At 58.6% G+C, this 13,181-nt stretch carries 13 protein-coding genes; 9 read left to right on the top strand and 4 right to left on the bottom strand.

Going from position 1 to position 13,181, the window contains the following annotated elements; translation table 11 throughout:
* On the top strand, window positions 1-232 hold a 232-nt coding region (locus tag KP703_RS11170; RefSeq protein WP_215754968.1), incomplete at its 5' end, for a transposase.
* Here KP703_RS11170 and KP703_RS11165 read toward each other — a convergent pair.
* Window positions 204-590 carry a hypothetical protein gene (locus tag KP703_RS11165; RefSeq protein ID WP_215754967.1) on the bottom strand — a complete coding sequence of 129 codons (387 nt, stop codon included), beginning with the start codon at window positions 588-590 and terminating at the stop codon, window positions 204-206. The genes KP703_RS11170 and KP703_RS11165 overlap by 29 nt on opposite strands.
* Before the next feature lie 327 nt (window positions 591-917).
* On the opposite strand from KP703_RS11165, the gene lepA reads away from it, so the two are divergent.
* From lepA to KP703_RS11145, 4 genes are all read left to right on the top strand, one after another.
* The gene (gene lepA / locus KP703_RS11160; RefSeq protein WP_215754966.1) at window positions 918-2,723 is read left to right on the top strand and encodes a translation elongation factor 4; all 1,806 of its coding nucleotides are present in this window, start codon (window positions 918-920) and stop codon (window positions 2,721-2,723) included.
* Between the two features lie 100 nt (window positions 2,724-2,823).
* Complete coding sequence (locus KP703_RS11155; RefSeq protein WP_061507837.1) at window positions 2,824-3,999, top strand: homoserine O-acetyltransferase; 1,176 nt, start codon at window positions 2,824-2,826, stop codon at window positions 3,997-3,999.
* Window positions 3,999-4,628 (top strand): methionine biosynthesis protein MetW, encoded by a 630-nt coding sequence (gene metW / locus KP703_RS11150; protein WP_215754965.1) that lies wholly within the window; start codon window positions 3,999-4,001, stop codon window positions 4,626-4,628. The genes KP703_RS11155 and metW overlap by 1 nt, the downstream gene beginning before the upstream one ends.
* Window positions 4,629-5,137: 509 nt before the next feature.
* On the top strand, window positions 5,138-6,478 hold the full coding sequence (locus KP703_RS11145) for a DEAD/DEAH box helicase (protein WP_062140497.1): 1,341 nt from the start codon (window positions 5,138-5,140) through the stop codon (window positions 6,476-6,478).
* Between the two features lie 72 nt (window positions 6,479-6,550).
* On the opposite strand, the gene KP703_RS11140 is transcribed toward KP703_RS11145, so the two are convergent.
* From KP703_RS11140 to KP703_RS11130, 3 genes are all read right to left on the bottom strand, one after another.
* The gene (locus KP703_RS11140) at window positions 6,551-7,615 is read right to left on the bottom strand and encodes an endonuclease/exonuclease/phosphatase family protein (RefSeq protein WP_252354024.1); all 1,065 of its coding nucleotides are present in this window, start codon (window positions 7,613-7,615) and stop codon (window positions 6,551-6,553) included.
* Between the two features lie 69 nt (window positions 7,616-7,684).
* Window positions 7,685-8,368 (bottom strand): carbonic anhydrase, encoded by a 684-nt coding sequence (locus KP703_RS11135; RefSeq protein ID WP_061507834.1) that lies wholly within the window; start codon window positions 8,366-8,368, stop codon window positions 7,685-7,687.
* Window positions 8,369-8,645: 277 nt separating this feature from the next.
* Entirely contained in the window at window positions 8,646-9,281 is a 636-nt protein-coding gene (locus KP703_RS11130; RefSeq protein WP_061507833.1) for an NYN domain-containing protein, read from the bottom strand.
* A 128-nt stretch (window positions 9,282-9,409) separates the two neighbouring features.
* Here KP703_RS11130 and folK point away from each other — a divergent pair, with 128 nt between their 5' ends.
* The 4 genes from folK (at window position 9,410) to acpS (ending at window position 13,164) form a co-directional block, all read left to right on the top strand.
* Window positions 9,410-9,946, top strand: coding sequence for a 2-amino-4-hydroxy-6-hydroxymethyldihydropteridine diphosphokinase (gene folK / locus KP703_RS11125; RefSeq protein ID WP_215754964.1), 537 nt, complete (start codon window positions 9,410-9,412; stop codon window positions 9,944-9,946).
* 78 nt (window positions 9,947-10,024) lie between these two features.
* The gene (gene rpoZ / locus KP703_RS11120; RefSeq protein WP_061507831.1) at window positions 10,025-10,396 is read left to right on the top strand and encodes a DNA-directed RNA polymerase subunit omega; all 372 of its coding nucleotides are present in this window, start codon (window positions 10,025-10,027) and stop codon (window positions 10,394-10,396) included.
* A 111-nt stretch (window positions 10,397-10,507) separates the two neighbouring features.
* Window positions 10,508-12,760, top strand: a complete 2,253-nt coding sequence (locus KP703_RS11115) for a bifunctional (p)ppGpp synthetase/guanosine-3',5'-bis(diphosphate) 3'-pyrophosphohydrolase (RefSeq protein ID WP_373687480.1) — start codon at window positions 10,508-10,510, stop codon at window positions 12,758-12,760.
* Entirely contained in the window at window positions 12,757-13,164 is a 408-nt protein-coding gene (gene acpS, locus KP703_RS11110; RefSeq protein WP_061505339.1) for a holo-ACP synthase, read from the top strand. Before KP703_RS11115 ends, acpS begins: the two co-directional genes overlap by 4 nt.
* The last annotated feature ends 17 nt before the right edge of the window (window positions 13,165-13,181 follow it).

Genomic DNA, 13,181 nt, shown 5'->3' with positions numbered 1-13,181 from the left:
GTTGATGGATAAGGCCACTTTTCTCGACTTCACAGTCGAGATCATCCGGCGGTCAGAGACAGCAAAAGGGTTTGAAATCCTGCCGCGTCGGTGGGTTGTGGAACGGACCTTCGGTTGGATGATCCGCTGGCGTCGCCTTGTGAAGGACTACGAACAGCGGATCGACGTCGCAGAGGCCATGATCCACATCGCCATGGGAAGCCTCATGCTACGCCGAAACGCTCATCCGTGAATTTCCAAAAGGGCTCTGAGGTGGAGTCAGTATTGTTTGTTATTTCCCAGTGATTCGGCGACGAGTAGGAGTAGTTGTGGTAGGAAAATTTGCTGATGTCTACATCTGCATCAGTAAGAAGGTAGTATCCGCCTTTTCCATCACCAAGAAGAATCTGTGTAGAGCCAGATGCACCCCAGGTTAGATTGTAGCTGTAAGTTGTCCCATTAATAGTGAAGCTGCTTTTGGAAAAAGTGACTGAAACACTATTCTGCACATTAGCTGGCGTTGTCGTGCCACCACTATTGCCGCCACTGAGTGTGGCAAAATTAAGAATATACGTTCCGCTGGTGGGGATTGTGGATGTAGAACCACTCATTGAATGTTAGTCCTGCTTAATAATGTAAGATGAAAGCTCTGTAAGGCTGCCCGGGTTTACCACTGGGTTTTATTTTCGTCATCTATTTTCTAACATAAATCGCATAAAGCGACGGCTTCATAATTTTATCTAATGTTTTCAAATGGATCAGATGAGCAGAGTGAAAACGTCCCGCGTCTTTGCTGGGGGATGCGATTCGTGTCTAGGGGCGTTGCAGAGGCGCCTTCAGCCCGTGTGTTTGCTTCTTCGTAAAAATTTACAGGGAAACAGCGTCCGGCGGTGCGGAACTGGCTGACAAGTCTCTCCGTATCGCTTAAAGGGAGCAGCATGACCGACACACCCCTTTCGCTCATCCGTAATTTCTCGATTATCGCCCATATTGACCATGGGAAATCGACACTGGCCGACCGCATGATTCAGGCTTGCGGGGCGTTGACCGCCCGCGAGATGACGAATCAGGTGCTCGATAATATGGATCTTGAGCGTGAGCGTGGCATCACCATCAAGGCCCAGACCGTCCGGCTGACGTATCCGGCCAAGGACGGCAAGACCTACGTCCTGAACCTGATGGACACGCCCGGACACGTTGACTTTGCGTATGAAGTCAGCCGCTCGCTGGCCGCGTGTGAAGGCTCGCTGCTGGTGGTGGATGCCTCGCAGGGTGTGGAAGCGCAGACACTGGCCAACGTGTATCAGGCCATTGATGCCAACCATGAAATTGTGCCGGTGCTGAACAAGGTCGACCTGCCCGCAGCTGACGTCGAGCGCGTCAAGGCGCAGATTGAGGAAGTGATTGGCATCCCCGCAGATGATGCGGTGGAAATTTCCGCCAAGACCGGCCTGAATATTGAAGGCGTGCTGGAAGCCGTCGTCACCCGCCTGCCGCCGCCGGTGGGCGATGCGGAAAAACCGCTTCAGGCCATGCTGGTGGATAGCTGGTACGACCCGTATCTGGGCGTGATCGTGCTGGTGCGCGTCAAGGAAGGCCGCCTGCAGCGCGGCATGAAAATGCGCATGATGTCCAGCGGCGCTGTGCATCAGATTGATCAGGTCGGTGTGTTCGCCCCGCGTATGACGGCGGTGGAAAGCCTCGGTCCGGGGGAGATGGGCTACATCAATGCCGCGATTAAAACCGTGGCCGACTGTAACGTGGGTGATACCATTACCGATGACCGTCGCCCGGCGGACAAGGCTCTGGCAGGCTTCAAGCCCTCCATTCCGGTGGTCTGGTGTGGTCTGTTCCCCATTGTGGCGGATGACTTTGAAAAGCTGCGCGACAGCCTGTCCAAACTGCGCCTGAACGATGCCTCGTTCCATTATGAGGCCGAGACGTCGGCAGCGCTGGGCTTTGGCTTCCGCTGCGGCTTCCTTGGTCTGCTGCATCTGGAAATTATTCAGGAGCGCCTGTCCCGCGAGTTCGACCTTGACCTGATCGCCACCGCGCCGTCCGTGGTGTACCACATCACGCTGACCAACGGGCAGAAAGAAGAGCTGCACAACCCGGCCGATATGCCGGACCTCTCGCAGATCGAGACAATTGACGAGCCGTGGATCAAGGCCACCATCATGGTGCCGGATGAATATCTTGGCGCTGTGCTGACCCTGTGCACGGAGCGTCGTGGTGTGCAGGTGGACCTGACCTACGTGGGCAGCCGCGCCATGGCTGTCTATCGCCTGCCGCTGAACGAGGTGGTGTTTGACTTCTATGACCGCCTGAAGTCTCTCACACGCGGCTACGCCAGCTTTGATTATCAGATGGATGGGTACGAGGAGAGTGACCTCGTGCGCATTTCCATTCTGGTCAATCAGGAGCCGGTGGATGCGCTGTCCTTCATTGCGCATCGCTCTGCAGCGGAAACCCGTGGCCGTGCTATTTGTGCCCGCCTGAAAGACCTCATTCCCCGCCAGCTGTTCAAGATCGCCGTTCAGGCGGCCATTGGCAGCAAGGTCATTGCGCGTGAGACCATTGGCGCACTGTCCAAGGATGTGACGGCCAAATGTTATGGCGGTGATATCTCCCGTAAGCGCAAACTGCTGGAAAAGCAGAAAGAGGGTAAAAAGCGCATGCGGCAGTTCGGGAAAGTGGAAATTCCGCAGAGCGCCTTCCTCGCCGCTCTGAAAATGGATGGCTAACACTGGCATGGCAGGCCTGCGGCAGCGTTAAGGCGGACTTGATCCGTCCTGTTTTCGCTCCTATGTCGGAGGTCTTCCAGCCGGAGTTGGTATCACCTTCATGAACAGCACAGCGCCTCTTGATGTCGGCGACCATCAGCACGCCACGTTCCCCGATGGGCTGGATCTGGAATGCGGTGTGCATCTGCCATCCCTTGATGTGGCCTATCGCACCTACGGCCAGCTTTCCCCCAGGCGGGACAACGCCATTGTCATCTGCCACGCCTTTACGGGGGACCAGTATGTGGCGGAAACGCATCCGCAAACCGGCAAGCCCGGCTGGTGGGGGCGCATGGTGGGGCCAGGGCGGCCGATTGATACCGACCGCTTTTTTGTTATCTGCATGAACGTGCTGGGGGGCTGCATGGGCAGCACCGGCCCGCGCTCCCTCAAACCGGCCTGTGCAGAAGGCAGGGTGGAGCGCTGGGGTACGGATTTCCCGCCCATCACCATCCGCGACATGGTGCGCGCCCAGTATAAGCTGGTGCGCTCTTTAGGGATTGAGCGGCTGTTTGCCGTGGTCGGTGGCTCCATGGGCGGCATGCAGGTGCTGGAATGGGCCGTGACGTATCCGCACATGATGCTGGCGGCCATGCCGATTGCCACGGCACCCTTCCATTCGGCCCAGAATATTGCGTTTAACGAGGTCGGGCGTCAGGCCATTTTTGCTGACCCCGAGTGGTATGGCGGGCGCTACTGGGAACATAATGTGGTCCCGGCCCGTGGGCTGGCCGTGGCGCGCATGATGGCGCACATCACTTACCTTTCGGAAGAAGCCCTGACCCGCAAGTTCGGCCGCCGTGTGCGGCAGGAACCCAAAGATGCGCAGGCCCCGGAAGCGTCTCTGGCCATGTTTGGGGATGTGTTCGAGGTGGAATCCTACCTGCGCTATCAGGGCTCGGCCTTTGTGCGGCGGTTTGATGCCAATTCCTACCTGACCATTACCCGCGCCATGGACTGGTTTGACCTCGCCGCAGAGCATGACGGCGAACTGCCTGCGGCTTTTGCTGGCACGCCGGTGCGGTTCTGCGTGGTGTCGTTCTCGTCCGACTGGCTGTTCCCCACCTCCAGCTCCCGCTATCTGGTGCGCGCGCTCAATCAGGCTGCGGCTAACGTCTCCTTTGTGGAGATTGAAACGGACAAGGGGCATGACGCCTTTCTGCTGGATGAACCGGATTTTGACAGAACCGTGCGGGGCTTCCTGTGTGGTGTGGCAGATCATGCAGGGCTTGCCTGATGCGTCTTGATCAACGGCTGATTGCAGAAATGATCGAACCCGGCACCCGGGTGCTGGATGTCGGGAGCGGTGATGGCGCGCTGATTGACCATCTGTTCCGCCTGCGCGGCTGTGATGCCCGTGGTATTGAAATTGATATGCGGGAAGTGACCCGCTCCGTCGCCCACGGCCTGCCCGTGGTGCATGGGGATGCGGACCACGATCTGGCGCATTACCCGGATGATGCGTTTGATTATGTGGTGTTGCAGCGCACGCTTCAGGCTGTGGAACGCCCGCGGGAAGTGCTGCGGCAAATGCTGCGCATCGGGCGGCACGCCATTGTCTCCTTCCCCAACTTTGGCCACTGGCAACTGCGGCTGAAACTGTTGCTGAGCGGGCGGATGCCCATGACAGCCGTCTGGCATACCCCGTGGTATGAAACGCCCAATATTCATCCCTGCACCATTCGGGACTTCATCGCGCTGTGCGCGGAAGAGGGCTATTGCGTGCAGCAATGGATGGCGGTGGATGAAGATGGCGAGCGCGCCCCCTGGCGGCGGTCCATCCGGCTGGCCAACCTGTTTGGTGAGCAGGCGCTGTTCCTGCTGCGGCGCGAAGGTGAGTGCCCGCCGCCGTCAGAGGAAAGCTGACCGGAAGCGAAGAGGCGTTGTTTGCGCTGGCCGTTTTGCGGGCTGAACCGGCGGTTTTGAACAACTTGTGAAGATTTCTTCTAAAACTTTGGTTAGTTCGCAACGGAACCGGATGCTCTCTTTAGAAAAGGAAGCGCCTGTTCTGTTTTTTAAAACCTCCTTTAAAATTGAGCAGCGATGGCTTTTGTTTCATTGCGTCTGCGCGGTGCGGCCTAAGGCGTGAACAGACTGTGACGATTATATGGCGGCTTTCTTTTAGGACCAATATGGTACGGAAGGCTTGCGGGGCAGGAAAACTCCACTTATATACAAATCAAGGCAGGGTTTTCAGACTGACTTTTTCTGAAAAGACGTGACGCTGCCAGCATTGTTAAAAAATGTTCATGAATGCGGGTGAAGGATCGTGCACAGGGTGTGCCGTTTTCACTCCGTCCTGACACGATATGGTGCGTAACTGAAAAAGGGTGGTCTCGTCTCGCTTTTCAGGCTGCACGAAAAGGTTTGCCCTGATGACTACGTTTTCCGAACTGAATCTTGCCCCTCCTCTGTTGAAGGCGCTGGCTGAGCAGGGGTATGAAACCCCGACCCCCATTCAGGCCCAGTCCATCCCGCATCTGCTGCAAGGCCGTGATCTGCTGGGTCTGGCCCAGACAGGCACCGGGAAGACCGCAGCGTTTGCTCTGCCTATTCTGAACCACCTTAATGCTCACCCCAAGGTTGCCGGCCCCAAAAAGCCGCGCGTTCTGGTGCTGGCTCCCACGCGTGAGCTGGTTTCCCAGATCAGCGAAAGCTTCAAGGCCTATGCCCGCCACATGAAATTCACGCAGGCCGTTGTGTTCGGTGGCGTGGGGCAGGGGCGTCAGGTTGAAGCCATGCGCCGTGGCGTGGATGTGCTGGTTGCAGCTCCCGGCCGCCTGCTGGACCTGATCGGTCAGGGCTATATTGACCTCTCCGGCCTTGAAGTCCTGGTGCTGGATGAAGCTGACCGTATGCTGGACATGGGCTTTGTGCGCGATATCCGCCGCATCATGACCTATCTGCCGGCAAAACGGCAGACACTGCTGTTCTCTGCCACCATGCCGCGCAGCATTGCGGATCTGGCCAACTCTCTGCTGCATGATCCGGCCAAGGTGGAAGTCACCCCGCCGTCCAGCACGGTGGACCGTATCCAGCAGGCTGTGATGTTTGTGGAAGGCACCGACAAGCGCGATGCCCTGCTGACACTGGTGGAATCCCCCAAGGTTGCCCGCGCCGTGGTGTTCACCCTCATGAAGCATGAGGCCAACAAGGTTGCGGAATTCCTGAACAAAAACAACGTGGTGGCGGAAGCCATTCACGGCAACAAGTCTCAGGGTGCGCGTGAGCGGGCCATGAGCGGTTTCCGTGCCGGCAGCGTTAAAGTGCTCGTGGCGACTGACATTGCAGCACGTGGCATTGACGTGGACGATGTGAGCCACGTCTTCAACTACGATCTGCCGAACGTGCCGGAAAGCTATGTCCACCGCATTGGTCGGACGGCCCGTGCAGGGCGTGATGGCTGGGCCGTGTCCTTCTGTGACCCGGAACAGCGCGCCTGGCTGCGTGATATTGAAAAAACCATCGGCAAGCCCATTCCGGTGGTGCGTGACCACCCCTGGCACTCCGAAAGTGCTGAGGCCTCTACTATGCGTCCGCCCGTGCTGGGTGGCGGTGGCCGTGGGCGCGGTGGTCCGCCGCGTGGCGGGAATGGCGGCGGCGGTGGTCGTGGCCGTGGTGGTCCGCCGCGTGGTGGCAATGGTGGCGGTGGCCGTCCGGGTGGCGGTGGTCGCTCCGGTGGCGGCGCATCGTCTGGCCGTGGCCGCGCCTTCTAAGAGTTATCCGGCCCTCTTGGGGTTACGGTAAATGCAAAAAAAGCCGCTGGGGAGCAATCCTCAGCGGTTTTTTTATGGCTGGCTGCCAGTTGTTGGAGTTGTTGGGGCGCGTGCGGCAGAGGGTAAGGGCGCTTGTGGACTAAGCCGCACCGATACGGCGCAATGGTCAGAGAGCGTGGCGGGTTGGCTATCTGGCCGATAGGTCATCACACGCAAGGAATGTGGTTGCAGCCAGCTTTGTGTGCCGCCGCCCAGCAGAATATGGTCAATGAAGTAAGAGCCGTTTTCGCGCGGGCTGGCCCATCCGGCACTTGTCAGGCTCAGCGGGGCTGCGTGAGTCAGCAGCAGGAAAAACGGATCATAAACCGTCATGCGCCGGTTGAAATCGCCCATAATCACAAAGGCTTCATGCGCAGCAGTCCGCGCGCTGATCCAGTTTTGCAGCACGCCAAACTGTTGCAGGAGAATGGGGCAGTTATGCTGCTTGTCTGAAACGGGATTGTCCCAGCAGCCGGTTTTGAGATGCAGCACCAGAATGCGGAGTGGCGTTGTGCCGGTCTCTACCGTCACATCCAGCCCGCGGCGGAGTTGATGTGCGGCGGTTGCAGGGGCGACGTCCAGTTCCACCAGATCCGGGTTTTTGTGGGCGCGGAGCGGTTTGCGGATAGCCAGCGCCGGGTGCTGGAGAAGGGCGTCATCCGTGATGAAGATCTGATAGGTGCTGGCGGGGAAAAGCCGCTCTGCCGTGGTGGCGGTGTCGACTTCCTGTAATCCGATAATGTCAGCATCCAGATGCTGCGCGTAGGCCGCCAGTTTTTCAAAATCGGCGGCAGTGCGATGCGGGCGGTCCGGTGGAGCGGTCGCGGCTAGCGGCCCATCTTCCGCCATCAGCCATTCCATATTCCATGTCGCCAGTTTGAGTGGATGAGCCGAAGCCGAAGCCGAAGCCGAAGCCGAAGCCGAAGCCGGAGCGGCTGTCGGCGTCGAAGTGGCGTAATCTGGCTGTGATGCGGGAGTGATGAGCGCGTGTTCAGCCGGGGAACTGGCAAGAGCGCGTTGCGTGAGGCAGCCGGGCACTGCCGCTCCCAGAAAGCACACGGCACCAGCGAGCGCCAGAGAGTGTGCAAAACGCCTCATGCAAAGAAAAACCGGCGAAGCAGGCGCTCCGCCGGTCCTGGTCTTGTTTGAAAGCAAACCGTCTGACTCTTAGGCTGGCTCGGCTTCCAGATGCGAAATGGCTTCCGCAATAGTGGTGGTTTTACGGGTCTGTTCATCAAGAATGGTGATTTCACCCGTTCCAATGTCATAGAACCAGCCCTGCAGGAACAGTGTGCCGCGCGCCATACCGGCTACCACAGCCGGGTGCGTTTTCAGGTGGGACAGCTGTAGCAGCACATTCTGTTCAGACAGGCTGCGGACGTTGGCCGGGCCAGCATCTTCTGCTTTCAGGTCGCCCAGGGCTGCGCGGGCGGCTTCTGCATTGCGCAGCCATCTGCGGACCGTCGGCATTTTGTCCAGACCGCTTTTTTCCGGAGCGAGCAGGGCCTTCATCGCGCCGCAATCGGAATGGCCGCAGACAATAATGGCGGACACACCCAGCCCAGCCACAGCGTATTCCACAGCGGAAGAGACGCCACCCAGCATTTCGCCATAGGCCGGAACAATGTTGCCAATGTTGCGCAGAATGAACAGATCACCCGGTTCTGTCTGGGTAATCAGGCTGGGGTTAATACGGCTGTCCGCGCAGGCAATAAACAGGGCATTCGGAGACTGGCCATCTGCCAGAGCAGCAAAAAGGTTCTGCTTGGCCGGGAAAATTTCAGTGTTGAAGTGTTCAACGCCGCGCAGCAGCGAAAGGAGGCTGGCTCGGGCTTCAGAACAAGTAGGCATAGGCTTCTCCAAAAAATACTCATAAGGGTGCAGGATTCGGTCGTGGCCAGGGACCTCTGTTCTGCATGATAGAGTTGAATAGAACGCATGGCACCGGCTTTTTTTCCGTTTGTCTGAATTTTTTTTACAGAAAATCAGGGGGCCGGCACAGTCCACTAAAAAATACCCCTGCCAGCGTGGTCCGAAAAGGGGAAGGACCAGCTGAAGCAGGGGTATTGTCTTAAAACGGATCAGTCATGCGGGTGGCGTTTGGAAAGGGGCCACTCGCTCGGATAGATCAGAGAATATCGGTCTCGTCGTCGTCCAGATCCGGCTCACTCATCTGATCTGCGGGGTGGCGGATAGGGGAGGGGTTGCCCACGCGGGGGCGCTGGGTGTCTGCCTGCTGCCGCCGCGTGAAGTTGTTGGCAATGGTTGCCAGCTCCATGAAGTTGTCGGCCTGACGACGCAGGTCATCCCCAATCAGCGGCGGGGAGGAGCGCATGGAGGACACGACGGAAACACGGGTACCCTGACGCTGCACGGCTTCCACCACACGGCGGAAATCCGAATCGCCGGTGAAGAGAATGGCGTGGTCGATATGCGGCGCCATTTCCATCATATCCACGGCAATTTCGATTTCCATATTGCCCTTCACGCGGCGCTTGCCGGTGGAATCGGTAAATTCGCGAGCGGGTTTGGTCACCAGAAAATAGCCGTTGTAGGACAGCCAGTCCGTCAGCGGTTTAAGGGGTGAATAGTCTTCCGTATCCAGAATGGCGGCGTAATAATAAGCGCGGATGATGTGTGTTTTGGATGTGAAGAAGTCCAGCAGCTTTTTATAATCGACATCAAACCCCAGACCGCGGGATGTTGAATAAAGGCTGGAGCCATCAATGAAGAGGCAGGTCCTCTCTTCTTTTTTGAGATTCATTGGAGTTTTTTCCTCTAAATTAGATGATAAGGTGTTTTGAATGTTGGTTAAAAATCTATCGCATTCAGGGGTTTAACGGTAAGGGTGGCGGATTATACCCGTGTTCAGAAAAAAAAGATACATCAGCTATGGCATTTATATCAGGCCTGACAAAAACCCCGGATGAGCCAGAAACCGTCCTGATCGCGATAGGGGCAAATCTGCCTTACGCGGGTCAGGCGGCGCGTGAGACATGCCAGCGGGTTGTCGCTGCGCTGCAAGACGTACCGGGGTTGTGTATAGAGGCTGTGTCAGCCTGGTATGAAAGTGCTCCTGTCCCACCTTCCGGTCAGCCTCCTTATATCAATGGTGTGGTTCGGGGGGTCGCCAGGATTGGGCCCGAGGCCCTGCTAGACGCGCTTCAGACTATAGAAACACGCTTCGGTCGCGAGCGTTCCATACCAAATGCAGCCCGCACGTTAGATCTTGATCTTATCACATACGGCTCCCTTTGTCAGAATGATTCGCATCTTACTCTGCCACATCCGCGTGCGCATGAGCGGGCCTTTGTGCTTCTGCCCATCCAGGATGTGGCGCCAGAGTGGGTCCACCCTTCTAGCGGGAAAACGCTGGGTGACCTGCTGCCGGATGTCGCAGATCAGGAAATCCGCCGGATTCAGGAATAAGGACTTCCTAGGGGTGGGGGGATGCGTTACAATGCTCTTTCTGAATTTTTTACCTGAATTACCTGGAGGCTCTTCGTAATGGCACGCGTCACTGTCGAAGACTGCGTTGAGAAAGTCCCGAACCGCTTTGAGCTGGTGCTGTATGCGGCGCAGCGCGCCCGCAACATTTCCCGCGGGGAAGAGCTTACCATTGACCGGGATAATGACAAGAATCCGGTTGTCGCCCTGCGCGAAATCGCGGACGAAACTGTCAAACTGTCCGATCTGCGCAATGATCTGATCCGCTCTCAGGCCCGTGAGCCCGAGCCCGAGCCTGTGGATGAAGAAGTGCAGGATCTGGTCCCGACCGAACAGAACATCTTTGGTCTGCAGGAAGTCTCTCCGGAAGAAGAGGCCTCTGATGATGCCGGTGCGATTGAAGCCGCTCTCAGCGGGCGCGCACGGCGGTAAGAGCGTGTGACGCAGGCGGGGGGCGACAACAGGACCGGGACTTTGGTGTCTGAGGCAGACTCCTCAGCCGGTTCTGCGCTTCTGCCTGTTGCAACGGGGGACTCCACCCCCGTGCCGGTTTCTCCTGAGCCTTCCGTGCGTGGAGACATTACGTGTGACCGGCTGATCAACGTTGTGCGTGGTTACGCGCCCAATGCTGATCTGGAGAGTATTCGCCGCGCTTTTGCCGTGGCGAAAAAGGCTCATGAGAGCCAGCTTCGTGATAATGGTGACCCGTACATAACGCACCCGCTGGCGGTTGCGATGATTCTGGCTGGCTTCCGGCTGGACGTGCCCTCCATTCTCACGGCTCTGCTGCACGACACCATTGAAGATACCGGCATCACGCAGGAAGACCTGCGGGCACAGTTTGGCCCCACGGTGGCGGATCTGGTGGATGGTGTCACCAAGCTGACCCGGCTGGAACTCCAGTCGGACCGCACCAAACAAGCCGAAAATTTCCGCAAACTCGTGCTGGCGATGTCGAAGGACATCCGCGTTCTGCTGGTCAAACTGGCGGACCGCCTGCACAACATGCGCACGCTGCATTTTGTGGAGCGGGTGGACCGCCGCCAGCGTATTGCGCGGGAAACGCTCGATATCTACGCCCCCCTTGCCGAACGTATCGGTATGGATCGGGTCAAGACCGAGCTGCAGAACCTCTCCTTTGCCCAGCTTGAGCCAGAAGCAGACGCCACCATCCGCGCCCGCCTGAACTATCTGCGCGGGCAGGGGGCCGATGTGATTGAAGAGGTGCGGCGGGAACTGCTGCGCCTGTGTGAAGAAGCCGGACTGAAGAACGTTCACGTCTCCGGTCGGGAAAAATCGCCTTATTCCATCTGGGAGAAGATGCAGCGGCGTAATGTGGCGTTCGAGCAGTTGTCCGACATCATGGCGTTCCGTGTGGTCGTAGATACGCGCGAGGATTGCTACATGGCGCTGGGGGCTGTTCATGCCGCCTATCCGGTTATTGCCGGCCGCTTCAAGGACTATATCTCCACTCCCAAGGCCAACGGATATCAGAGCCTGCATACCGGGGTGACGCTGCGTTCCCCGCGTAACCAGAAGATTGAAGTGCAGATCCGCACCGAGGCCATGCATGACATTGCCGAAAATGGCGTGGCGGCACACTGGGCCTATAAGGAAGGTGAGCCTGAAGCCGGAGGCGGGATTGCCGGCTTCCGTCGGCCGCGCTGGGTGCAGGATCTGCTGGAAATTCTGGAAGCCTCCTCCGCGCCGGATGAGTTTCTGGAAAACACCAAGCTCGAACTCTATCAGGATCAGGTTTTCTGCTTCTCCCCCAAAGGCCAGCTGATCTCGCTGCCGCGTGGGGCGACGTCGGTTGATTTTGCCTATGCCGTGCATAGCCAGATTGGCGATTCCTGCGTGGGGGCCAAGATCAATGGCCGCCTGATGCCGCTGCGGCATGAGCTGCAAAATGGGGATCAGGTCGAGATCATGACCGCTCGCGGGGGTGCGCCCTCTCCCTCGTGGGAGCGGTTTGTGGTCACCGGCAAGGCACGGGCGCGTATTCGCCGTTATGTGGCCGCGCAGCAGCGCCAGACCTATCTGGATAGCGGGCGTGCCGCGCTGGCCAAGGCCTTCCGTCAGGAAGGGGTCGATGGCTCCGAAAAGGTTATTGAAACCACATTGAAGACGCTGAAGCAGAACTCGCTTCAGGATCTGTATGTGTCGGTGGGCAACAACAATCTCGGTGCGCGGGATGTTGTCCATGCGGCGTATCCGGAACTGCGCCGTGCACCGCGTGTGCCGCGCATGGTGGCTGGCCTGCCGGGTGTTCTGGGCACCGCCGGGCCACGCCCACGGGCTACAAGTGGGGCCAGCAGTGGCCGGTCTGGCGGGGCTATTCCGCTGGTGGGGCTTGGTCCGGGTGTCGCCGTCCATTTTGCCGCCTGTTGCCACGCGCTGCCGGGGGACCGGATTGTGGGTGTGGTTGCGACCGGCAAGGGTGTGACCATTCACACACGCACCTGCCCGACGCTGGAAAGCTTTGCCGCCACGCCGGAACGTTTTCTGGATGTGGACTGGGATTATGACGCCATGGCCCGCTCCGGCAGCGGAGAGCTGCGGGTGGGGCGCATTACCATTGTGGCCGAGAACGAATCTGCCGTGCTGGCCGCCATTACCAATACGGTGTCCAAAGCGGATGCGTCGGTGGTGAACCTGAAGATTGTGCATCGGCAGCTCGACTTCATGGAAATCCTTGTGGATGTGGAGGTGCGGGACCTGCGGCATCTGTCTTCCGTAATTGCCGCCCTTCGGGCTGCGCAGGGTATTTCTCAGGCTGACAGGGCGCGCGCGTGAGTGTGATTGCCGCCGGAGTGGATCTGTGTGACATGCGCCGGATTGAGCGCGTGATCGAACAGTTTGGGGACCGCTTCCTCAACAGGGTCTTCACCCCGACGGAGCGTGCGCGGGCGGACCGCCGGAGCGGGCAGGCCCGGATTGGGGCTTATGCCAAACGCTGGGCGGCCAAAGAGGCCTGCGCCAAGGCGTTGGGGACCGGGTTTGCGCAGGGTGTGGCGCAGAGCCAGATCGGGGTAGCCAACCTGCCCTCTGGCCAGCCGACACTGGTGCTGACCGGGGCGGCGTTGCTGCGGTTGCAGCAGATCATGCCAGCGGGGCAGGTGCCGCATCTGGTGCTGAGCATGACGGACGAGCATCCGTATGCCTTTGCTGAGGTGATTATCTCGGGGCGTCCCGCTTGACATCCCTTGGGGTGCGC

The organism is Acetobacter sp. P5B1, from assembly GCF_018811985.1.
Classification (GTDB): Bacteria; Pseudomonadota; Alphaproteobacteria; order Acetobacterales; family Acetobacteraceae; genus Acetobacter; species Acetobacter cerevisiae.
This window is presented reverse-complemented; position numbering and strand designations above follow the sequence as displayed.